This window comes from Streptomyces sp. NBC_01546, assembly GCF_045208355.1.
In the GTDB taxonomy this organism is placed as follows: Bacteria; Actinomycetota; Actinomycetes; order Streptomycetales; family Streptomycetaceae; genus Streptomyces.
In genome coordinates this window covers 2,855,992-2,877,935 of record NZ_CP109379.1, presented here as the reverse complement: position 1 = coordinate 2,877,935, position 21,944 = coordinate 2,855,992, and the positions used below count along the sequence as shown (strand labels likewise).

Genomic DNA, 21,944 nt, shown 5'->3' with positions numbered 1-21,944 from the left:
TCACAGAATGCGCAGAGTGTCCCGGATGCGCGGCAGTTGCTTCTCCGGCAAGTGCGAGTGTCGGGTCAGGATGATCCGTACAGGGGCGGGCGATTGACCCATTCGCGTGCTGCCCGCCCCGTACCCGGCCTGCTAGGACGAGTCCTATTCGGCGGCGCGCTGCTCGCCGCGTTGCTCGGCGCGCAGCCGGAACCAGTAGAAGCCGTGTCCCGCCAGGGTCAGCAGGTACGGCCACTCGCCGATCGGCGGGAAGCGCACATCACCCGTGAGCTCCACCGGGACCCGCCCGTTGAACGACCGCAGATCCAGCTCGGTGGGCTGCGCGAAGCGCGAGAAGTTGTGCACGCACAGCACCAGGTCGTCCCCGAACTCGCGCAGGAACGCGAGCACCGCCGGGTTGGACGAGGGCAGTTCGGTGTACGAGCCGAGTCCGAAGGCGGGGTTCGCCTTGCGGATCTCGATCAGCCGGCGGGTCCAGTGCAACAGTGACGAGGGCGATGCCATCGCGGCCTCGACATTGGTGACCTGGTACCCGTAGACCGGGTCCATGATGACCGGCAGGTTGAGCCTGCCCGGATCGCAGGAGGAGAAACCGGCGTTGCGGTCGGGGGTCCACTGCATCGGGGTGCGCACGCCGTCGCGGTCGCCCAGCCAGATGTTGTCGCCCATGCCGATCTCGTCGCCGTAGTACAGCACCGGCGAGCCCGGGAGGGACAGCAGCAGGGCGGTGAACAGCTCCATCTGGTTGCGGTCGTTGTCCAGGAGCGGGGCGAGGCGGCGCCGGATGCCGATGTTGGCCCGCATCCGCGGGTCCTTGGCGTACTCGGCGTACATGTAGTCGCGCTCTTCGTCCGTGACCATCTCGAGGGTCAGCTCGTCGTGGTTGCGCAGGAAGATGCCCCACTGGCAGCGGTCCGGGATCGCCGGGGTCTTGGCCAGGATTTCGGAGACCGGGTAGCGGGACTCTCTTCGTACGGCCATGAAGATGCGCGGCATGACGGGGAAGTGGAACGCCATGTGGCACTCGTCCCCGCCCTTCGCGAAGTCCCCGAAGTAGTCGACGACGTCCTCGGGCCACTGGTTGGCCTCGGCGAGCAGCACGGTGTCGGGGTAGTGCGCGTCGATCTCCTCCCGGACCCGCTTGAGGAGCCGGTGGGTGCGGGGCAGGTTCTCGCAGTTGGTGCCCTCCTCGGCGAACAGGTAGGGCACGGCGTCCAGCCGGAAGCCGTCGATGCCGAGGTCCAGCCAGAAGCGCAGGGCGGACAGGACCTCCTCCACCACCGCGGGGTTCTCGAAGTTCAGATCCGGCTGGTGCGAGAAGAAGCGGTGCCAGTAGTACTGCTTGCGTACGGGGTCGTACGTCCAGTTCGAGGTCTCGGTGTCGACGAAGATGATGCGGGCGTCCTGGTACTGCTTGTCGTTGTCGGCCCACATGTAGTAGTCGCCGTACGGACCGTCCGGGTCCTTGCGCGACTGCTGGAACCACTCGTGCTGGTCGCTGGTGTGGTTCATGACGAAGTCGATGATCACCCGCATGCCGCGCTGGTGCGCGGCATCCACGAACTCCACGAAGTCGGCGAGATCGCCGAACTCGGGGAGCACGGAGGTGTAGTCGGAGACGTCGTAGCCGCCGTCGCGCAGCGGCGAGGCGAAGAACGGCGGCAGCCAGAGGCAGTCGACGCCGAGCCACTGGAGGTAGTCCAGCTTGGCGGTGAGCCCCCTGAGGTCCCCCACGCCGTCGCCGTTGCTGTCGTGGAAGGAGCGGACGAGGACCTCGTAGAAGACGGCCCGCTTGAACCAGTCGGGATCGCGGTCCTTGGCGGGGGTGTCCTCGAAGGTGTCGTGGACGGGATCGTTGATCATCATGTGGTGGGTGACCCTCCGGTGGGCGGGGACGGTCGCAGAGCGGCAAGTACGTGCGCGGGCGTGCGGCCCGGCTCTAGGCGCACGTAGTTCGCCCTGCCCCAGTGATAGGTCTCGCCGGTGAGCTCGTCGCGCACCGCGAGGGACCCGTGCCAGTCGAGGCCGAGTACCGGCATGTCCAACGACACCGTCGCCTCCTGGGTGTGGTGCGGATCGAGGTTGACGACCACCAGTACGGAATTGGCTCCGGCGTGCTTCGAATAGGCGATCACCTGTTCGTTGTCGGTCGGGTGGAAATGGATGTCGCGCAGCTGCTGGAGGGCCGGGTTGCGGCGGCGCATCCGGTTCAGCGCGGTGATCAGCGGGGCGATGGTGCGGCCCTCGCGGTCGGCGGCGGCCCAGTCGCGCGGCCGCAGCTCGTACTTCTCGGAGTTCAGGTACTCCTCGCTGCCCTCCCGCACCGGGGCGTTCTCGCACAGCTCGTACCCGGCGTACACGCCCCAGGCGGGGGACAGGGTGGCGGCGAGCACCGCCCGCACCTCGAAGGCGGGCCGGCCGCCCTTCTGCAGGTACTCGTGGAGGATGTCCGGGGTGTTGACGAAGAAGTTCGGCCGCATCACGGAGGCCGAGCGGGTGCCGGCGAGCTCGGTCAGGTACTCGGTGAGCTCGGCCTTGGTGTTGCGCCAGGTGAAGTACGTGTAGGACTGCTGGAAGCCGACGGCGGCCAGGGCGCGCATCATCGCGGGACGGGTGAAGGCCTCCGCCAGGAAGATCACGTCGGGGTCGGACTTGTTGATGTCCGCGATCACCTTCTGCCAGAAGACGACCGGCTTGGTGTGCGGGTTGTCGACCCGGAAGATGCGCACGCCGTGGTCCATCCAGTGCCGCAGGATCCGGCAGGTCTCCTCGACGATGCCGGCCATGTCGGTGTCGAAGTGGACCGGGTAGATGTCCTGGTACTTCTTCGGCGGGTTCTCGGCGTACGCGATCGTCCCGTCGGCGCGGTGGCGGAACCACTGCGGATTCTTCTCCACCCACGGGTGGTCGGGGGAGCACTGGAGGGCGAAGTCCAGGGCGATCTCCAGGTGCAGCTCGCGGGCGCGCGCGACGAACGCGTCGAAGTCCTCGATGGTGCCCAGCTCGGGGTGGACCGCGTCGTGGCCGCCCTCGGTGGAACCGATGGCCCACGGCACGCCCGGGTCCCAACTGCCCGCCGACAGGGTGTTGTTCGGACCCTTGCGGTAGGTGGAGCCGATGGGGTGGATGGGCGGCAGGTACACCACGTCGAAGCCCATCGCGGCGATCGCGGGCAGCCGCTCGGCGGCGGTCACGAAGGTCCCGCTGACCGGCGCCTCACCGGGCTCGACGACGGCCCCCTCCGAGCGGGGGAACATCTCGTACCAGGAGCCGAAGAGGGCCCGCTTGCGCTCGACCAGCAGCGGTAGCGGCTTGGAGGCGGTGACCAGCTCGCGGTACGGGCGCCGGGCGAGCGCGGCGTCCACGGCGGGGTCGAGGGCGGCCGCGTACCGTACGGCGGCCTTGAGGTCCTCGTCCCGCATGGTCTCCGCGGCGGCCAGTACGGCCGCGCGGCCGTCGCGCTTGGGGATCTTGGCGGCCGCGCGGGTGTACAGCTCGGCGCCTTCGAGGAGGGTGAGGCCGGTGTCGATCCCGGCGGGGATCTTGATGGCGGCGTGGGCCCGCCAGGTGGCCACCGGGTCGCTCCACGCCTCGACGGCGTACGTCCACCTCCCCTCGACCTCGGCGGAGATCCGCGCGCCCCACCGGTCGGTGCCGGGGGCGAGCTCGCGCAGCGGCACGGGGGGCCGCAGCCGCCCGCTCGGGTCGCGGAGCACGACGTGTGCGTTGACCGCGTCGTGTCCCTCGCGGAACACGGTTGCGGAGATCTCGAAGACTTCGTCCACGACCGCCTTGGCGGGTCTGGCGCCGCAGTCGACGGCAGGGCGGACGTCCAGCACGGGAATGCGACCGATCATGGGATCACCTGGGGGCAGTTCGCAGGGCTCGGTGACAACAGGCCAGCCGGTATCGCGGCTGGTAGTGCACGCTCTGTTCGGTCTGTTTGTAGCCGCTCGGTGGACGGCTGGGCTGCGGGCATGGCCGCTCCTGTCCGCGTTCACTCGGGTGGCGGGGAGAGGTTGGGGGCGGGTGCGCCGTGCGTGTACCACGTGTACCCGGTGAGCCCTTCCCACTCTCTCCCCGCCCAATCCGCGCGCTTGGTTAACTACTCGTACGTAGTGGCGGGGCCAATACCAAGCCCTGGCTCGACATCCGGCGGGGCTCCGTCAAGTCGCGCAGGACTACCTGATGTAGGGACACCCATCACGAGACCCACCTGTCACCCGGTCCCCGCTGGGGCCTTCGGGCCACAGGGGCAAATGAGTGCGAAGGGGGCAAATCGCGGATGCCACCGCACGGATGTACGGGTACGCGGGCCCGCCGTAGTTGGCCGGTCTCGTACGGTCCGGCGTACGGGGACGTCCGATCCGGACGCCTCGGATCTCACGGACTGGGACGGCGACCTGACGGAGCCGCGCCCCTGCGCGGCACAGGCGCCATGGTCCTGGGGGCGGGGGCGGCGCTAGCCTTCCGGGGGTGATGCGCGGGTGCACAGCGTGGTGCGACCGCTCCGATCCGCAATCCCCTGCGAAGGTGGAACGTGTGAAGGCTATCCGTCGATTCACCGTGCGCCCCGTCCTTCCGGAGACCCTGCTGCCGCTCACCGACCTCGCGCGCAATCTGCGCTGGTCGTGGCATGCCGAGACCCGTGAACTCTTCCAATCCGTCGACCCCGAGGGCTGGCAGGCCGCCGGCGGCGATCCCGTCCGGCTGCTCGGCGCGGTGTCCGCCGCCCGGCTCGCGGAACTCGCCGGCGACCGCCGGTTCCTGCGGCGGCTCGCCGTCGTCGCCGCCGACCTCGATGACTACGTCAACGGCGGGAGGTGGTACCAGAGCCAGGAGAACGGCGCGGAACTGCCCGCCGCCATCGCCTACTTTTCCCCCGAGTTCGGCATCACCGCCGCCCTGCCCCAGTACTCCGGCGGCCTCGGCATCCTCGCCGGGGACCACCTGAAGGCCGCCAGTGACCTCGGCGTCCCGCTCGTCGGCGTGGGACTGCTCTACCGGCACGGCTACTTCCGGCAGTCGCTCTCGCGCGACGGCTGGCAGCAGGAGCACTACCCGGTGCTCGACCCCAACGAACTCCCGCTGTCCCTGCTCCGCGAGGAGGACGGCTCCCCGGCCCGCGTCTCGCTGACCCTCCCCGGCGGCCGCGCCCTGCACGCGCACATCTGGCAGGCCCGCGTCGGGCGCGTGCCGCTGCTGCTCCTGGACTCCGACGTCGAGGACAACGACGCCCCGGCCCGCGAGGTGACCGACCGGCTCTACGGCGGCGGCAGCGACCACCGGCTGCTCCAGGAGATGCTGCTGGGCATCGGCGGGGTGCGCGCGGTGCGCACGTACTGCCGGATCACCGGGCATCCCGACCCCGAGGTCTTCCACACCAACGAGGGACACGCCGGCTTCCTCGGCCTCGAACGCATAAGGGAACTGGAACGGGAGCAGGGGCTCGGCTTCGACGCCGCCGTCGAGGCGGTGCGCGCCGGGACGGTGTTCACCACGCACACCCCCGTCCCGGCCGGCATCGACCGCTTCGAGCGGGCCCTGGTGGCCCGGCACTTCGGGGAGGGCGGAGAGCTGGCCGGCGTACCGGTCGAGCGGATCCTGGACCTGGGCGCGGAGTCCTACCCCGGGGGCGACCCCGGGGTGTTCAACATGGCCGTGATGGGTCTGCGCCTGGCGCAGCGCGCCAACGGGGTGTCCACCCTGCACGGCTCGGTCAGCCGGGAGATGTTCGCCGGGCTGTGGCCCGGCTTCGACCCGTCGGACGTGCCCATCACCTCCGTCACCAACGGGGTGCACGCCCCGACCTGGGTGGCCCCGGAGGTCGTCCGGCTCGGCGCCCGCCAGATCGGCGCGGGCCGCACCGAGGACGCCCTGTCGGTCGGCGGCTCCACGCGCTGGGACGCGGTCGCCGACATCCCCGACCAGGACGTGTGGGACCTGCGCCGGGTGCTGCGCGAGCAGCTGGTCCAGGAGGTACGGGACCGGCTGCGGGCCTCCTGGCTCCAGCGCGGGGCCGCCGACGCCGAACTGGGCTGGGTGGACTCCGTACTCGACCCGGACGTGCTCACCATCGGCTTCGCCCGGCGCGTGCCCTCCTACAAGCGGCTCACGCTGATGCTGCGCGACCCGGACCGGCTGCGCAGGCTGCTGCTCGACCCGGACCGGCCGGTGCAGATCGTGGTCGCGGGCAAGGCGCACCCGGCCGACGACGGCGGCAAGCGGCTCGTGCAGGAGCTGGTGCGCTTCGCGGACGACCCGCGGGTGCGCCACCGGATCGTCTTCCTGCCCGACTACGGCATGGCCATGGCGCAGAAGCTCTACCCGGGCTGCGACGTCTGGCTGAACAACCCGCTGCGGCCGCTGGAGGCCTGCGGCACCAGCGGGATGAAGGCCGCCCTGAACGGCTGCCTCAACCTGTCCGTGCTGGACGGGTGGTGGGACGAGTGGTTCGAGCCGGACTTCGGCTGGGCCATCCCGACCGCCGACGGGCTCGGGGCGGACGAGGACCGCCGGGACCACCTGGAGGCGAACGCCCTCTACGAGCTGATCGAGGGCCGGGTCGCGCCCCGCTTCTACGACCGGGTCGGGCGCACCGGGCTCCCGGTGCGGTGGATCGAGATGGTCCGGCGCACGCTGGTCTCGCTCGGGCCGAAGGTGCTCGCCGGGCGGATGGTGCGGGAGTACGTGGAACGGCTCTACGCGCCGGCCGCGCGCGCCCACCGAGCCCTCGACGCCGAGGCGGCGCGGGACCTCGCCTGGTGGAAGGGGCGGGTCAGGGCGGCCTGGCCGCGGGTCGGGGTCGAACACGTCGAGGCCCTCGCCGCGGCCCCGGTCAACGGCACCGCGGAGCTGGGGGCCACCCTCACGCTGCGCGTGCAGGTGTCGCTGGACGCGCTGGCGCCGGAGGACGTGGAGGTGCAGGCCTTCGCCGGGCGGGTGGACCCGCAGGACGTGATCCGGGACGGGCGGACCTTCCCGCTCAAGCCGTCCGCCGGGCCGGACCTGGAGGGGCGCTGGGTGTACGAGGGCCCGCTCGCCCTCGACCGTACGGGGCCCTTCGGCTACACGGTGCGCATCCTGCCGGCGCACCCGCTGCTGGCGAGCCCGGCCGAACTGGGGCTGGTCGCGTCCCCGGTGGACGCGGACGCGGGGGGCGGCGTACTCCTGCGGTGACGCGGGCACCGTGCTCCAGGGGGCGGGCGGCGGATCCATCGCCGCCCGCCCCCGGCGCGGGCGGGCGGGCCTCACGGGTGAACCTCCGACGTGCTGGGCCTGCCGAATCGTTTCGGCACCCTCGTCCGCTCCTACGCTGCCCGCGGATGCCACCCGGCATCCGCGGACCCGAGGAACGGACTTCCCCCATGCGTCTTCGCACCACCGCCGTCGTGTTCGCCGGCGCCCTCGCACTCGTCCTGCCCACCGCCGGCCCGTCGCTGGCCGACGACCACGACGGCTGGGGCCTGGGCATCCTGCACTACCAGTTCCTCGACGAGGGCGGCGAACTGACCAGAGGCCAGATCAGGCCCGCGGACAACGACACCTGCTACCTGCTGACCGGCACCTCGCGCGACGAGCCCGCCATCGACGTGGTCAACGACACGAGGTCGCAGGCCGTGCTCTTCGACAACCGCAGCTGCGGCGGGGAGCCGGAGCGGGTGGTGGAGCCGGGCGAGCGCGAGCGGAACCTGGAGGCCGTCGCGGTCGTCTTCAAGTCGTCCCACGAAGAGGGCCCGGGCCGGGGCGACTGGGACGGCCGCGAGGACCAGGGCCGCGAGGACCAGGGCCGCGAGGACCAGGGCCGCGGAGACCAGGGCCGGGGAGAGCAGGGCCGCGGGGACCAGGGCCAGGAGGACCCGGGCCGAGGTGACTGGGAGGGCCGCGAGGACCAGGCCGCCCGCCCCGGCAACGGCGCGGCCGAAGACGGGGGAGGGGCGCCGGAGGAGGGAGCGGGAGACTTCTTGGCCTCCGTCTTCCGCGCCATCGGCTGATCCGGGGGCCGGCACGGTCCAATGGAACAGGGCCGCCCGGGGAGGTCTGCTCCCGGGCGGCCCCGTGGTCTGTCTGTTCAGCTGTCGCTCACGCTGCCCCGGCAGGGGTCAGAAGGTGAGCTTCCAGCTGTCGATCTTGCCGGTGTCGAGGTTGGCGTTGTCGTTGACCCGGAGCTTCCAGACTCCGGCGGCCACCTCGGAGGAGGCGTTGACCGTGAAGGACTTCACGATGTTGTCAGCGCTGCCGCCGGCCCGGTTGTGCAGGTTGTAGAGGGTGCCGTCGGGGGCGACCAGGTCGACCTTCAGGTCACCGATGTAGGTGTGGAGGATGTTGACGTCCACCTTGAGGGCGCTCGGCGCGTTGCCGGTGCGGTTCACGGTGATCGGGGAGTCCACGGTCGCGTTGTCCGCGATCGCGTAGTCGGTGGTGTTCTCGAAGACGTTGGGCTGGGTGGTGCCGACGGTCCAGGTGAAGGCCGCCGTGCCCGTCTTGCTCTGCGAGTCGGTCACCGTGACGGTCACGTTGGACGTGCCCGCGGTGGTGGCCGTACCGGAGATCAGACCCGTGGAGGCGTTGATCGACAGGCCTGCCGGCAGGCCGGTCGCCGCGTAGCTCAGCGCACCGGGGTTGGTGCTGGTGGCCTGGACCTGCAGGCTGACCGCGCTGCCCGTGACGGTGTTCTGGTTACCGGGGTTGGTGACCGTGACGCCGCTCACCACGCGGGGGCCGACGTTGATGCCCGCCCAGGCGTTGGCCGCGTTGTTGTACGTGGCCGAGCCGGCGCCGTAGAGGTCGGCGGCGGCCTGCAGGGTGGCCGTACGGGCGGCCGCGTAGTCGGTGTTGGACCGGAACAGACCGGTGGTCAGCGCACGGAACCAGATCTTCGAGGCGGCGTCGCGGCCGATCCCGGTGACCGGGAGGCCGTCGGAGGTCGGCGAGTCGTAGCTCACGCCGTTGACGACCTTGGCACCGGAGCCCTCGGAGGCCAGGTAGTACCAGTGGTTGGCCGGACCCGAGGAGTAGTGGACGTCGATGGAGCCGATGCCCGAGTACCAGGCGTCCTTGGACGAGCCGTCCTTGCTCGGCTTGTCCATGTAGCGCAGCGGGGTGCCGTTGCCGCGGATGTCGATCTTCTCGCCGACCAGGTAGTCACCGACGTCCGTCGGGTTGTTGGCGTAGAACTCGACGGCCGCCGCGAAGATGTCGGAGGTGGCCTCGTTCAGACCGCCGGGCTCACCGCTGTAGGTCATGTTGCCGGTGACCGAGGTGAGGCCGTGGGTCATCTCGTGCGCGGCCACGTCGGTGGAGGTGAGCGGCTTGTTGTTGCCTTCGCCGTCGCCGTAGGTCATGCAGAAGCAGGTGTCCTGCCAGAACGCGTTGACGTACGCGTTGCCGTAGTGGACCCGGCTGTACGGGGCCACGCCGTCGTTGCGCAGGCCGTTGCGGCCGTGCACGTTCTTGTAGTAGTCCCACGTGACCGCGGCGCCGTAGTGCGCGTCCGCGCCGGCCGTCTCCAGGTTGGACGGCAGGTTGTTGCCCCAGATGTCGTCCGGGCCGGAGAACAGCGTGCCGGTGCCGGAGGTGCCGCGGTTGAGGTTGTACGTCTTGTGGTTGCCGCGGGCGGCGTCGGTCATGTTGTACGTGCTGCCCGACTGCGAGGTCCCGAGGGTCACGTTGCCGCTGTACATGGTGTTGCCGGTGCCGGTCTCGACGGCCTGCCACTCGGTGATCTTGGCGCCGGTCTTGGCGTTGGTCACCACGTGCAGCTCGTTCGGCGTGCCGTCGTGCTGGAGGCCGCCGACGACGGTCTCGAACGCGAGGACCGGAACGCCGTTGGCCGCCCAGATCACCTTGCGGGCGTTCTTCGAGGCCTTGGCCTCCTTCGAGCCCTCGGCGCTGGCGGCGGAGACGGCCTGGCTCTCGGCGGCCGCCGGGGTCACCGAGGCGTTGGTGTCCGCGACCTTGATCTCGTGCTGGGTCGCCTTGGTGACGCTCTTGGTGACGCCGTCCTTGGCGTGAACGGTCAGGTCGCCGCCGAGCACGGGCAGACCGTCGTAGGTCCGCTCGTACATGGTGTGCGTGGTGCCGTCGACGTCCTTGACCACTTCGCGGACGACCAGCTTCTCGCCGCCGCCGAGGCCGAGCGCCTTGGCCGCCTGCACGGTGGTCGAGTTGGCCTCGGCGAGGAGCGTCGCACGCTCCGAAGCGCTGAGTTTGAGGTTGGCCGCGCCGGGGTTGGACTGGACGGCCGTGCCGGCCTGCGACGCGGTGGCGTCGGCGGTTGCGGTGCCGGCCTGTATGCCTACGGCGAGCAGGGCTGCCGCGGCAACGAGCGCGCCGGCTGCGGTGGCACGCCTCTGGGGGGTGGCTCTCAACGCAGACTCCTTCTGCAAGGGGGGTTCCGGACGGCTGGGTGGGCCTCCGGGCAGATCAGGGCTGGTGCGATGAACGGTCGAAGAGTGCCATCTGCAGGCCACAATGTCAGGAGCGCGTCAAAAGGTTGGCCGGAAACGGTTCGTTCTCCGAAGAGACGTATCCGGTATCCGGACCATTCACCTTTGCGTGCGAAAGAGGGCTCCGGTGTCCGGAACGGCTGGTACCGGTTGCTAACACTTGAGCAACATGAGGTTGGGTTGCGTCAATCCGCATTTACCGTACGGGTGTTTGTCGTACTGTTTCCCGGTGCGACAGTCGTCCGTTGCCTGGGGAAGCCGTGGACGCTCGCCGCTGTCATAGACCACGTGCCAGGGGGGCCCATGAGGCATGTCCATTTTCCGGCGCAAAGAGTGGCCAGGGCGGTCCGCGGGTCCGCTCTGCCCGCACGGCGCCTCGGTGACAAGGCTCGTTGGTACCTGCCCGCCGCCGTCGGGGCCGACTTCCTCGGCGCCGCCGTTCCCGTGGGACTCGTCTTCGCGGCAGCGCAGCAGGTCCGGCCCCTCTACTGCGCCCTGGCCGCCGCCGTGGCGTGGACCGGGGTGCAGGCGCTGCGCCGGCGGTACGCGGCCCGGGCGCTCGGGGAATCCCGGGGCGTGCTGCCCGTGGTACACGACTGGCTGATTCTGATCGGCGTGCTCGCCGTCGCCCGCGTGGTGACCGAGGAGGACACGCCCCGGCTGTCCGCCCTCGGGGCCCTGCTGCCCGCCCTGCTGATCACCGTAGCCTGCCACAAGCTGACCTACCGTCATCTCTCGGCGGCCCGCCGCGAGGCCCAGGCCGTCAGCCGGGTCCTGGTGGTGGGCGAGCCCGACGCCGCCGAGGACGTCATCGCGCACCTGGCCGCGCGCACCGACCACCCGTACGTGGTCGTCGGCGTGGTCCCGGTCGGCGCCGGCGCCCTCGACAGCGGGGTGCCGGTCGCCGCCCGCCTCGAGGCGGGGATGCCCGAGGCTCCGAACGGCGACTCCGCGGCCGTGCTCGGCGCCGTCCGCAGCCACCAGGCCGACCTGGTGCTGGTGGCCCCCGGCGTGCGGATCACCGGGGAGCGGCTGCGCCGCGTCGCCTGGGCTCTGCACGACGCCGGACTGGAACTCGCCGTCTTCCCCGGCCTGGTGGAGGTCTCCGTCAAGCGGCTGGAGACCCTGTCCGCGGGCGGCCTCGCCGTGCTGCGGGTCGCGCCGCCGGTCAGCCGGGGCGTGCAGACCCTGCTCAAGTCGGCTCTGGACCGGGTGGGGGCCGCCGCCGGGCTGCTCCTGCTCTCCCCGCTCTTCCTCGGCATCGTCCTGGCGATACGTTTCGGCTCGCGCGGCCCGGCCTTCTACCGGCAGCGGCGCATCGGCCGCGCCGGAGTCCCGTTCGTCATGTGGAAGTTCCGCACCATGGTGATGGACGCCGACGCCCGCAAGGCCGAGCTCGCCGGGCACAACGAGAACGACGGCCTGATGTTCAAAATGCGCCGCGACCCCCGGGTGACCCGGGTGGGCCGGCTGCTGCGCCGCACCTCCATGGACGAACTGCCCCAGCTGATCAACGTACTGACAGGACACATGTCGCTGGTCGGCCCGCGCCCGCCGCTGCCGGAGGAGGTGGCGAAGTACGACGAGGTCGAGCTGCGCCGCCTCACCGTGCGGCCCGGGATGACGGGGCTGTGGCAGATCAGCGGGCGCTCCGACCTGTCCTGGGACGAAACCATCCAGCTCGATCTGCAGTACGTCGACAACTGGTCCTTCACCAGTGACGTCGACGTGATGGGCCGTACGCTCCGCGCCGTCGTCGACGGCCGCGGAGCGTACTGAGGGCTCCGTGTGAGATCAGCCGTTCTGCTCGCGCAGCCACCACCGGTAGGTGGCGGCGATGCCGTCCCGCAGCGGGATGCCGGGCTTCCAGCCGAGCGAGGTCAGCCGGCCGACGTCCAGCAGCTTGCGCGGGGTCCCGTCCGGCTTGGAGGTGTCCCAGGCGAGCCGGCCGCGGAAACCGGTCACCTCGGCGACGGTCTCGGCCAGCTCCCGGATCGTCAGGTCCTCGCCGCAGCCGATGTTGACGGGCTCGTCGCCGTCGTAGGTGTTCAGCAGCACCGCGCAGGCGGCGGCCAGGTCGTCCACGTGCAGGAACTCGCGGCGCGGGGTACCGCTGCCCCACAGCGTGACCTCGTCGCGGCCCTCGGCGGCGGCCTCGTGGAACCGCCGGATGAGGGCGGGCAGCACGTGCGAGGACTCGAGGTCGAAGTTGTCGCCCGGGCCGTACAGGTTCGTCGGCATGGCCGAGATGTACGAGGCCCCGTACTGCTTCCGGTACGACTGGACCTGGACGATGCCTGCGATCTTCGCGAGGGCGTAGGCCTCGTTGGTCGGCTCCAGCGGGCCGGTCAGCAGGGCGTCCTCGCGGATGGGCTGCGGGGCCAGCTTCGGGTAGATGCAGGACGATCCGAGGAACAGCAGCCGGCCCACGCCGGCGGCGTGCGCGCCGCCGATCACGCTGAGCTGGATCTGCAGGTTCTCCTCGAGGAACTGCACCGGGTACGTGCTGTTGGCCATGATTCCGCCGACCTTGGCGGCGGCCAGCACCACGGCGTCCGGGCGGACGTCCGCCAGGTAGGCGGCGGTCGCGGCGGCGTCGCGCAGATCGAGGTCGGCGCGGCCCCGGGTGAGCACCTCGTGCCCGTCGGCCGTGAGCCGGCGGGCGACCGCGGACCCCACGAGGCCGCGGTGGCCCGCGACGAAGACGCGGGCGTGCGGGGGCAGGAGCGGCAGCGAACTTGTCATACCGCCGATGATGCCAGCCCGCTCCCGCGGGGGCGGCAGCAGTCCGGGCCCACCGGGTCCGGACCCCGCCGGGTGCGCTGCCGCGCGGCGCGACCGGCCGGACCCGGCGTGTACGGTACGCATCCTTGGGCGGGCAGGGGAAGCACGCTCAGCACAACGAACCACAACGCACCCCAGGGGGACCGAATGGGCAAGACCGCACTGATCACCGGCGTCACCGGGCAGGACGGCTCGTACCTCGCCGAGCTGCTGCTCTCCAAGGGCTACACGGTGCACGGGCTGGTGCGGCGGTCCTCCAGCTTCAACACGGAGCGGATCGACCACATCTACCAGGACCCGCAGACCGCCAACCGGTCCTTCGTCCTGCACCACGCCGACCTCTCCGACGGCGTGGCCCTGGTGAACCTGCTCCGTGAGATACGGCCCGACGAGGTCTACAACCTCGGCGCCCAGTCCCACGTCCGCGTCTCCTTCGACGCGCCCCTCTACACCGGCGACGTGACCGGCCTCGGCGCGCTGCGGCTGCTCGAGGCCATCCGGGCCAGCGGTGTCGACACCCGCATCTACCAGGCCTCCTCCTCCGAGATGTTCGGCGCCACCCCGCCGCCGCAGAACGAGGGCACCCCGTTCCACCCGCGCAGCCCGTACGGCGCCGCCAAGGTGTTCGCGTACTGGACCACCGTGAACTACCGCGAGGCGTACGACATGTTCGCCGTCAACGGGATCCTCTTCAACCACGAGTCCCCGCGCCGCGGCGAGACCTTCGTGACCCGCAAGATCACCCGCGCGGTCGCCCGCATCAAGGCCGGCCTCCAGGAGAAGCTCTACCTCGGCAACCTCGACGCGGTCCGCGACTGGGGCTACGCCCCCGAGTACGTGGACGCGATGTGGCGGATGCTCCAGCAGGACGAGCCCACCGACTACGTCGTCGCCACCGGAGTGGCCGCGACCGTCCGCGAGTTCGTCGAGGCCTCCTTCACGCACGCCGGTCTCGACTGGAACGAGCACGTGCGCTACGACTCCAAGTACGAGCGCCCCAGCGAGGTCGACGCGCTCATCGGCGATGCCTCCAAGGCCCACGACCTGCTCGGCTGGAAGCCGACGGTCCTGGTGTCCGAACTGGCCAAGATCATGGTCGAGGCCGATATCCGCCAAGTCGAGGACCAGCTGGCGGGCGTGACGGTCCGTATCGACCGCTGAGGCCTTATATTTCCCCTACGATTTGCCGTGTCACGGTCATACCCACAGGTCTGTGCGGGTGTGGCCGGGGTAAACCTGCCATATGTCCGTAGTGCACCCTCCATGCTGAAGTCTGTTCATTCCAAGTTGGTATGCAATGGGTCAAGCAAGGTGACCGGGCCCTCACATGAGCCTTAGTCTGCGCCGGTACATATGGCTGTTCGGATAGTTCCAGCCATCAAACCGGGCGATGCCCTGGGGGGCTCATGCGTAGATCCAGAGGGCTGACTGCTGCCCTCGTCCTGTCACTGGCCGGTGCCGGCACCGGTATAGGCCTGGTGCTGATGCCGCAGGCCTCCGCCATCACGGCGCCGGTGGCGTTCACCGCCGACAGCCTGCCGACGTGGCAGCCCAACGGCATCGTGTTCGCGATGGCCCAGGCGAACGGAACCGTCTTCGCCGGCGGTACCTTCTCGGCCGTCCGTCCGCCCGACGGCGCCGCCGGCACCGAGCAGGAAGCCGTGAACTTCGCCGCGCTCGACGCCGCGACGGGTAACCCCACCTCGTGCAAGCTCGCCTTCACCATCGGCGACGGCACCGCCACGGTCCGCACGCTGGCCGTCTCCAAGGACAAGAAGACCCTCTACGCGGGCGGCTACTTCGGTGCCGTCAACGGGACCCCGGTCTCCAGCCTCGCCGCGATCGACATCGCGACCTGCACCCCCAAGGCAGCGTTCCACCCGAGCGTCCCCGCCACCGTCCGCGCGCTCGCCGTCACCGACGACACGCTGTACGTGGGCGGCGACTTCGGCACGGTCGAGGGCCAGACCCGCGAGCGGTTCGCCGCGGTCGACGCCGGCTCCGGCGCGCTCAAGCCCTTCGTGGCCAACGCCGACGAGCCGGGCCGCGCCATCGAGGTGAGCAACGACGGCAAGAACGTCCTGCTGGGCGGCGACTTCTTCTCGGTCAACAACTCCACCACGCACGCGCTGGCCGTCGTGAACGCCACCACCGGCGCCGTCGCCAAGACGTACAACAGCATCCCGTCCAACTCCGTGGTCAAGGACATCTCGGCCGACGCGACGGGCTACTACACCGGCAGCGAGGGCTCCGGCGGCGGCGTCTTCGACGGCCGCATCGGCCTGAACACCGACTTCAGCGAGAAGTGGCGCGACCGCTGCCTCGGCGCCACCCAGTACGTGCTGCCGTACGACGGAGTGCTCTACAGCTCCTCGCACGCGCACGACTGCTCCACCGAGCTGGAATACCCCGACGGCAAGCGCCACTTCCTGCTGGCCCAGCCGACCGACCACACCGGCGCAGCCCCCGCGCCCGTGGGCGGCTTCGTGCGCGGCCCGGGCAAGCTCGGCTGGCACCCCACCGCCAACGACGGCCTCGGCGAGGGCATCGGCCCGCGCGTCATGGCCGTCGCGGAGAAGAGCGACGTCAAGTACATGTGGGTCGGCGGTGAGTTCACCCTCATCAACGGCAAGCCGCAGCAGGCCCTGACCCGCTTCGCCTCCACCGGCGACGTCGGCGCCCCGACCACCCCGGTGGCCAGCGTCGGCAGCGTCAAGCCCGGCGAGGCGCAGGTCCGCTGGCGCACCAGCTACGACGCGGACGACAGCAAGCTGACCTACCGCATCTACCGCAACGGCTCGGCCACGCCCGCCGCCACGGTGAACGCGGACTCCCTGGAGTGGGAGCGCCGGCAGGCCTCCTGGACCGACACCACGGTCAAGGCCGGCCAGTCCTACAGCTACCGCGTGACCGCGACCGACGCCGCGGGCAACACCAGCGCCCTGTCGGCCAGCGTCTCGGTGACGGTCCCGACCGCCGCCCAGTCGTACCCGAACCAGGTCCGCGCCGACGGCGCCAACCTGTACTGGCGCTTCGACGACACCGTGAGCCCGTACGTCGCCGACTCCTCGGTCAGCAGCAACACCGGCGGCGTCCAGCTGAACGCCCCGGCCCTGCGCCAGACCCCCGGCGCGGTCGCCGGCACCAGCACCGCGATGGGCTTCAACGGCACCAGCCAGCAGGTCTACAGCGACCACCGCCAGACGGTCGGCAACGCGTTCACCATCGAGACCTGGTTCAAGACGGGCACCACGCGCGGCGGCAAGCTGGTCGGCTTCGGCAGCAACACCGACCGCAGCAGCGGCTCGTACGACAAGCACCTCTACATGACCAACACCGGTCGCCTCGTCTTCGGCGTGTCCAACGGATCGGTCCAGACCGTCTCCACGGGCCTGTTCGACACGTACAACGACAACAAGTGGCACCACGTGGTCGGCACCCAGGGCCCCGGCGGCATCACCCTGTACGTCGACGGCCAGAACAAGGGCTCGCTGAACAAGACCGGTTCCCAGACCTACGCGGGCTACTGGCACGTGGGCGGCGACAACCTCACCGGCTGGCCGACCCGCCCGACGAGCAACTTCTTCGCCGGGCAGATCGACGAGACGGCCATCTACCCGACGGCGCTCACCGAGGCCCAGGTCAAGAACCACTTCACCCTGGCCAAGGCGCCCACCGACTCGGTCTCCAAGGTCAGCGCGACCGAGGACACCTACATCAACCAGGGCGCCCCCGGCACCGCTTACGGCACGTCGACCTCGCTCGCGGTGCGCGGCACCTCGGCGTACGAGACGTACCTGCGCTTCGACGTCCCGGCCGCCCCGGCCGGGCAGGTCCTGAAGGCAGCCTCCCTCCAGATCAAGACCAACACGCAGACGGGCGCCGGCACCGCCGACACCGTGTCCGTGGTCCCGGTCACCGGCACCTGGAGCGGCGCGGGCACGACCTTCAACACCAAGCCCACCCTCGGCACCACCCCGGTGGGCACCATCGCGGGCGTGCCGGACGGCTCGGCGGTCCACAACGTGCCGCTGGACACGGCCGCGGTCTCCGCGGTCCTGGGCAGCAGCTACAGCCTGGGCCTGACGAGCACGGGCACCGACCCGCTGTGGATCTGGTCCGCGGAGGCCACGGCCGCCGACGGCGTCCCGCAGCTGGTGCTCACCTTCGGCGCGAAGTAGCAACGAGCGACGAGCGGGGCCCGGCCGGCACCATGTGGCCGGGCCCCGCATTCCTGTCCCACCCAGTAAGTACGGGAGCCATCCGATGTACCGACGCTCCGCAGCGGCTGCTGTTCTGCTGACCGCCGCCCTGACGCTGACCGCCTGCAGTTCCGGCGGCAAGGCCGACTCCGGCGCGGAGGCGAAGGCGAAGCCGCCGGCCTCGTCGGCGGCCCCCGACCCCGCGGACAGCCCGGCGCCCTCGGCGCCCGCCGCCGACGCGAAGCCGACGGGCCCCGTCCTGCCCGACGCGAAGCTCACCCCGAAGACGGGCAGCTTCACGGCGCAGGAGAAGAAGTACCTGAGCGGGCGCGTCCCGGAGAAGATGGACCCCGCGGCCGTCCTGCAGTCGGGCCAGGAGGCCTGCCAGCGCGTGACGCTCACCGCGAAGCGCGACAAGGACGCGGCGACCGGGGCCGTCATCACCGGGGAGATCCCGGGCGCGAAGGACGCGATCACCCACCTGTGCCCGGAGCAGAAGCCGATCCTGGTGGCGGCGGAGAAGGGCTTCCCCGAAGGCCCCCGCACCTCGCCCGCGGCCGGCACCTACCGGGCGCTGACGCAGGCCTCCACCTGCACGTGGGAGGCGAAGTCGAAGGACGGCTCGCTCCTCGCCTCGGGCCCCGAGACCCAGCCCAACGCGGGCGACAAGATCACGGCGACGATCCCGGCGGGCACGGCGGAGTTCAACTCCTCCGGCTGCTACGCCTGGATCCCGGCGTAACGAGCCCCGCACGCGACGAGAACGCCCCCTGCCGCCGAACCACCGGCCGCAGGGGGCGTTTTCGCGTACCAGGCGTGGGCATCCGCGGGACCGGAGCACGACGACACCGACCTTTTGCGGAGGCGAGTCCTATGACCGGCCTGGGTGGCTGCATCGGTCTGATAGTGGTGGGAGCCATACTCACTTTCGCCACCGACTGGGAGATGGAGAGCGTCAACCTCGACGTGGTCGGGCTGATCATGATGGCGGTGGGCTTCATCGGCCTCGCCGTGTACACCAGTGTCCTCAAGCGCCGCCGCGCCATGGGCGCCCTCCCGGTCGTGGAGCAGCGCCGCGACATCTGAGCTGCGGCGCCCGTGCTCAGCCCCGAACGGCGCCCTCGTACACCGGGAGCAGGGTGTCCAGGACCGCGTCCATGGAGAAGGACTCCGCGGCCAGCTTGCGCGCCGCCGCCGAGGCGGCGGCGTTGGCCGCGGGGTCCAGCAGGTCCAGGACCGCCGACGCCACACCCGCCGGGCCCGGGTCGACCGCGTGCCCCGCGCCCGCGGCGGCGATGTCGCGGGCCAGGCCGTTGGAGTGGGTCACCACCGGGGGGACGCCCACCGCGAGGGCCTCCAGCACCGACATCGGGAACGGCTCGTCCACCGAGGGCAGTACGTACACGTGGGCCCGGCGCAGCTCCGCCTGCACCTCCGCGCTGGACAGTGCCCCCGGAACCGTGAAGCGGCCGTTGAGACCCAGGGCCGTGATGCGGGCGCGTACGGCGGCCAGTTCGCCCTCGTCCGGGCCCGCGACGACGAAGTGCGCGTCCGGGTGCGCGGCGAGGACGGCCGGGGCCGCGTCCACGAAGTCCACCGGCCGCTTGCGGGCCTGCAGGCGCGCCGAGTACAGGATGCGCGGGGGGCCGCCCGGGGCCGGCCGCTCCTCCTGCGCCGGGGTGCCGTTGACCAGCCGGACCGCACGCGACAGCGGTGCGCCGCCGACCACCGCGTCCAGGCCCGCCCGCTCGTGCGGGGTCAGGTACAGCACCGTGTCCGCGCCGCGCAGCAGCCGGCGTACCGCCACCGCGTCCAGCACCTTGGCCAGCAGCTTCTCGCTCGGGTCCACCATCCCGTGGGTCTGGAGCACCAGCGGCTTGCCGGCCCGCAGCGCCGCCAGGGCCACCGGCAGGGTCACCAGGTCCCGGGCCAGGTGGACGTGGACCACGTCCGCTTCCCCGACCAGCCGCCCGGCCGAGGCCAGCAGCGCCGGCGAGGTCATCCCGCTGAAGCCCAGCGGGAGGATCCGCCGCGCCGGGAACAGCTTCGCCGGGACCCCTTCGACGTCCGTCGGCCACGGGTCGGGGAATCCCTCGCCCAGCGCCAGCAGCCGCGCCTCGTGCCCCCGGGCCCGCAGACCCTTCGTCAGGTTCAGCGCGACCCGGACCGGCCCGCCGAAGGCGTGCGAGGGGGAGTGCAGGGTGACGGCGTGCAGGACTCTCACTTGGGCTCCTCCACCGGGCGGCGCCGCCCGTCCTGGGTCTGCAGGGTCAGCTCCGGCAGGTCCTTGTGCACGACGGCGCCCGCGCCCGCGACCGCGCAGCGGCCCACGGTCACCCCCGCCAGCACGGTCGCCCGTACCGCCACCCACGCGCCGTCCTCGACCGTGATCGGGGCGTTGCGGTAGCGGAAGTCGGCGGCCCGGTGGTCGTGCGAACCGGTGCACAGCACGGCCTCCTGCGAGAGGCAGACGTGCGAACCGATCGTCACCGGCTCCAGGTTCAGCAGCCAGGCGCCTTCACCGATCCAGGTGTGGTCCCCGACGGTGAGCTTCCACGGCCACAGCACCCGCACCCGGTGCCGGATCAGCACGCCCTCGCCGATCTTCGCCCCGAAGGCGCGCAGCAGCGCCACCCGCAGCCGCGCCGGACAGAACCAGCTCATGAACAGCGTGTTCATCACGGCGAACCAGAGCGCCTGCGTCAGCAGCCCGCGCCCCTTGTCGTATCCGGCCAGCGTGAAGGCAGGAAGGTCACGCAACTGAAGCCCCGATCGTCCACCCTCCCCCTGGCGTTGCCGGGGGACCCCCATGCGCCTCCCCGGGCGCAGCCCGCTCAGACTAGACTGCGCGCGAATCAGGCACATGGGGTGGGGGCGGCAGTGGCAACGGACATACGCAAGCCGCCCGTCACGCCCGCGCCGTCCCCCTTCGAGGACGAGTCGCTCTGGGGCAAGGTCACCACCCCGCGCACCCTGCTCTCCCGCGCGCTGTCCGTCCCGCTCGCCCTCGGCTTCGCCGTCTTCCTGCCGCTGTTCGTCGCCGTCCAGTCCGGCGCGGGCCAGCGCGACGCGGCCTTCTGGCTCCAGCTGCTGCTCACCATGTACGCGGGCGCCCGCCTCTCCGCGATGGTGCTCACCAGCCGCCGCAAGCTGCTCCAGGGCTCCTTCTGGCTCTTCGTCTACATGGCCATGGGCGTGGCCCCGCTCGCCCAGGCCGTCCTCGGCCAGGTCCCGACCCCCGTCGTCGGCCCCCGCTCCGACCTCACCGCCGCCATCGGGCTGGTGCTGCTCGGCTGCACCGCCTTCGACGTGGGCGTCCTGCTCGCCCGCCACCGGCCGACCGGCCGCGCGGGCGGCTCCCAGAGGCAGTCGCGGCCGGTCATGACGCACCGGCGCCGGCTCCAACTGCTGACCGTCCTCTCCTTCCTGTGCAGCGCGGCCTTCGTGATGAAGCTCGGCGGCCCGGCGGTGTTCTTCTCCAGCCGCCAGGAGATCATCGCGGGCATCGAGGAGGCGGGCGTCTCCAACGGCGACGGCCAGGCGGGACAGGCCCTGCTGCGCGGCTTCGGCACCGTGCCGGCGCTGCTCTCGCTGCTGCTGTACACGCGCTGGCTGGTCACCTCGAAGTTCGCCCGCCGCAAGGTCTCGATCATCGTCACCTGGTCGGCGCTCGCCCTGCTGAACCTGGTGGTCAACAACCCGATCTCGAACCCGCGCTACTGGTTCCTCACCGTCATGTTCGCGCTGCTGTTCACCGTCTTCCCGGTCAGCGCGGCGATGTACCGGGTGGCCCTGTCGATGGCCGTGGTCATCGCCCTCCTCGTCTTCCCGTTCGCGGACCGCTTCCGGTACGACGAGAAGAACTACAAGCCGGTGGAGACCACGTCCTTCCTGGAGCCGATGGCCCTCAAGGACTACGACCAGATCGGCATGTTCGCGAACACCATCACCTACTCGGAGTCCGGTCCCGGCCACTTCTACGGGCGCCAGCTGGCCGGATCGATCCTGTTCGCGGTGCCGAGGTCGGTGTGGCCGGGGAAGCCGCGGGACACGGGCGTGATGGTCGGCCAGTGGATGGGCACGGTCAACACCAACCTCTCCTCGCCGATCTGGGCGGAACTGTGGCTCGACTTCGGACCGCTGGGCATGGGGGGCGGGCTGCTGGCGATGGGGTACGCCTCCGCGCGGGTGGACCGGCGCTATGCGAAGCGCGCCACCCGGCGGGCGCCGCCGGGGAGTCTGATCTCGGTGGTGGTCCCGCTGGTCGCGGGCTACTCCTTCATCCTGCTGCGCGGACCGCTCCTCCAGGCGTCGGGCCGTGTCGCTATCGCGGCCCTCTGCCTGGCCCTGATCGCCACCCACCGCCAGGACCGCTCCACGACCCTCCGCTAGGCGCGGCGCGGTTGCCGGTGCTCCGCCGTTGCTGGGGCTCCGCCCCAGACCCCGCGCCTCAAACGCCGGCGGGGCTGGATATGGCCGATGCCGTCCGCCGGGCACCACCCAGCCCCGC

The 21,944-nt window shown here is 71.1% G+C and carries 14 protein-coding genes; 8 read left to right on the top strand and 6 right to left on the bottom strand.

The features are described 5' to 3' along the window. Positions 1–144: 144 nt before the first annotated feature. Entirely contained in the window at positions 145–1,866 is a 1,722-nt protein-coding gene (gene treS / locus OHA89_RS12695) for a maltose alpha-D-glucosyltransferase (protein WP_215140225.1), read from the bottom strand. Beyond that, the gene (locus OHA89_RS12690; RefSeq protein ID WP_266614879.1) at positions 1,863–3,857 is read right to left on the bottom strand and encodes an alpha-1,4-glucan--maltose-1-phosphate maltosyltransferase; all 1,995 of its coding nucleotides are present in this window, start codon (positions 3,855–3,857) and stop codon (positions 1,863–1,865) included. The genes treS and OHA89_RS12690 overlap by 4 nt, the downstream gene beginning before the upstream one ends. 685 nt (positions 3,858–4,542) lie before the next feature. On the opposite strand from OHA89_RS12690, the gene glgP reads away from it, so the two are divergent. Together glgP and OHA89_RS12680 are read left to right on the top strand one after the other, a co-directional pair. Next, positions 4,543–7,179: an alpha-glucan family phosphorylase gene (gene glgP / locus OHA89_RS12685; RefSeq protein ID WP_406366195.1), complete on the top strand. Its 2,637-nt coding sequence runs from the start codon at positions 4,543–4,545 to the stop codon at positions 7,177–7,179. Positions 7,180–7,367: 188 nt separating this feature from the next. Next, entirely contained in the window at positions 7,368–7,994 is a 627-nt protein-coding gene (locus OHA89_RS12680) for a hypothetical protein (RefSeq protein WP_406366194.1), read from the top strand. A 108-nt stretch (positions 7,995–8,102) separates the two neighbouring features. On the opposite strand, the gene OHA89_RS12675 is transcribed toward OHA89_RS12680, so the two are convergent. Beyond that, the gene (locus tag OHA89_RS12675; RefSeq protein ID WP_266943137.1) at positions 8,103–10,370 is read right to left on the bottom strand and encodes a M4 family metallopeptidase; all 2,268 of its coding nucleotides are present in this window, start codon (positions 10,368–10,370) and stop codon (positions 8,103–8,105) included. Between the two features lie 381 nt (positions 10,371–10,751). Between OHA89_RS12675 and OHA89_RS12670 the strand changes: the two genes are divergently transcribed. Continuing rightward, positions 10,752–12,227, top strand: a complete 1,476-nt coding sequence (locus tag OHA89_RS12670; RefSeq protein WP_266614874.1) for a sugar transferase — start codon at positions 10,752–10,754, stop codon at positions 12,225–12,227. Positions 12,228–12,242: 15 nt separating this feature from the next. Here the strand turns inward: OHA89_RS12670 and OHA89_RS12665 are convergent, their stop codons facing one another. Beyond that, complete coding sequence (locus OHA89_RS12665; protein ID WP_215140214.1) at positions 12,243–13,193, bottom strand: GDP-L-fucose synthase; 951 nt, start codon at positions 13,191–13,193, stop codon at positions 12,243–12,245. A 186-nt stretch (positions 13,194–13,379) separates the two neighbouring features. Here OHA89_RS12665 and gmd point away from each other — a divergent pair, with 186 nt between their 5' ends. From gmd to OHA89_RS12645, 4 genes are all read left to right on the top strand, one after another. Continuing rightward, the gene (gmd, locus tag OHA89_RS12660) at positions 13,380–14,393 is read left to right on the top strand and encodes a GDP-mannose 4,6-dehydratase (RefSeq protein ID WP_266614872.1); all 1,014 of its coding nucleotides are present in this window, start codon (positions 13,380–13,382) and stop codon (positions 14,391–14,393) included. Positions 14,394–14,638: 245 nt separating this feature from the next. Next, positions 14,639–17,413, top strand: coding sequence for a LamG-like jellyroll fold domain-containing protein (locus OHA89_RS12655; RefSeq protein ID WP_406366192.1), 2,775 nt, complete (start codon positions 14,639–14,641; stop codon positions 17,411–17,413). Positions 17,414–17,498: 85 nt separating this feature from the next. After that, the gene (locus OHA89_RS12650; protein ID WP_266614870.1) at positions 17,499–18,176 is read left to right on the top strand and encodes a hypothetical protein; all 678 of its coding nucleotides are present in this window, start codon (positions 17,499–17,501) and stop codon (positions 18,174–18,176) included. A 131-nt stretch (positions 18,177–18,307) separates the two neighbouring features. After that, the gene (locus tag OHA89_RS12645) at positions 18,308–18,520 is read left to right on the top strand and encodes a hypothetical protein (protein ID WP_215140210.1); all 213 of its coding nucleotides are present in this window, start codon (positions 18,308–18,310) and stop codon (positions 18,518–18,520) included. A gap of 16 nt (positions 18,521–18,536) precedes the next feature. On the opposite strand, the gene OHA89_RS12640 is transcribed toward OHA89_RS12645, so the two are convergent. Both OHA89_RS12640 and OHA89_RS12635 read right to left on the bottom strand, forming a co-directional pair. Beyond that, complete coding sequence (locus OHA89_RS12640; RefSeq protein ID WP_406366190.1) at positions 18,537–19,658, bottom strand: glycosyltransferase; 1,122 nt, start codon at positions 19,656–19,658, stop codon at positions 18,537–18,539. After that, positions 19,655–20,245, bottom strand: a complete 591-nt coding sequence (locus OHA89_RS12635; RefSeq protein WP_266614867.1) for a WcaF family extracellular polysaccharide biosynthesis acetyltransferase — start codon at positions 20,243–20,245, stop codon at positions 19,655–19,657. Before OHA89_RS12635 ends, OHA89_RS12640 begins: the two co-directional genes overlap by 4 nt. Positions 20,246–20,314: 69 nt before the next feature. Between OHA89_RS12635 and OHA89_RS12630 the strand changes: the two genes are divergently transcribed. Then, positions 20,315–21,826 carry a hypothetical protein gene (locus OHA89_RS12630; RefSeq protein ID WP_266614865.1) on the top strand — a complete coding sequence of 504 codons (1,512 nt, stop codon included), beginning with the start codon at positions 20,315–20,317 and terminating at the stop codon, positions 21,824–21,826. The last annotated feature ends 118 nt before the right edge of the window (positions 21,827–21,944 follow it).

Excerpts from the sequence above, each read along its gene's own strand:
- OHA89_RS12670 (WP_266614874.1), top strand. The coding sequence starts at position 10,752 with ATGAGGCATGTCCATTTTCCGGCGCAAAGAGTGGCCAGGGCGGTCCGC.
- OHA89_RS12635 (WP_266614867.1), bottom strand. The coding sequence starts at position 20,245 with ATGGGGGTCCCCCGGCAACGCCAGGGGGAGGGTGGACGATCGGGGCTT.
- OHA89_RS12645 (WP_215140210.1), top strand. The coding sequence starts at position 18,308 with ATGACCGGCCTGGGTGGCTGCATCGGTCTGATAGTGGTGGGAGCCATA.
- OHA89_RS12665 (WP_215140214.1), bottom strand. The coding sequence starts at position 13,193 with ATGACAAGTTCGCTGCCGCTCCTGCCCCCGCACGCCCGCGTCTTCGTC.
- treS (WP_215140225.1), bottom strand. The coding sequence starts at position 1,866 with ATGATGATCAACGATCCCGTCCACGACACCTTCGAGGACACCCCCGCC.
- OHA89_RS12690 (WP_266614879.1), bottom strand. The coding sequence starts at position 3,857 with ATGATCGGTCGCATTCCCGTGCTGGACGTCCGCCCTGCCGTCGACTGC.
- OHA89_RS12680 (WP_406366194.1), top strand. The coding sequence starts at position 7,368 with ATGCGTCTTCGCACCACCGCCGTCGTGTTCGCCGGCGCCCTCGCACTC.
- OHA89_RS12655 (WP_406366192.1), top strand. The coding sequence starts at position 14,639 with ATGCGTAGATCCAGAGGGCTGACTGCTGCCCTCGTCCTGTCACTGGCC.
- gmd (WP_266614872.1), top strand. The coding sequence starts at position 13,380 with ATGGGCAAGACCGCACTGATCACCGGCGTCACCGGGCAGGACGGCTCG.
- OHA89_RS12650 (WP_266614870.1), top strand. The coding sequence starts at position 17,499 with ATGTACCGACGCTCCGCAGCGGCTGCTGTTCTGCTGACCGCCGCCCTG.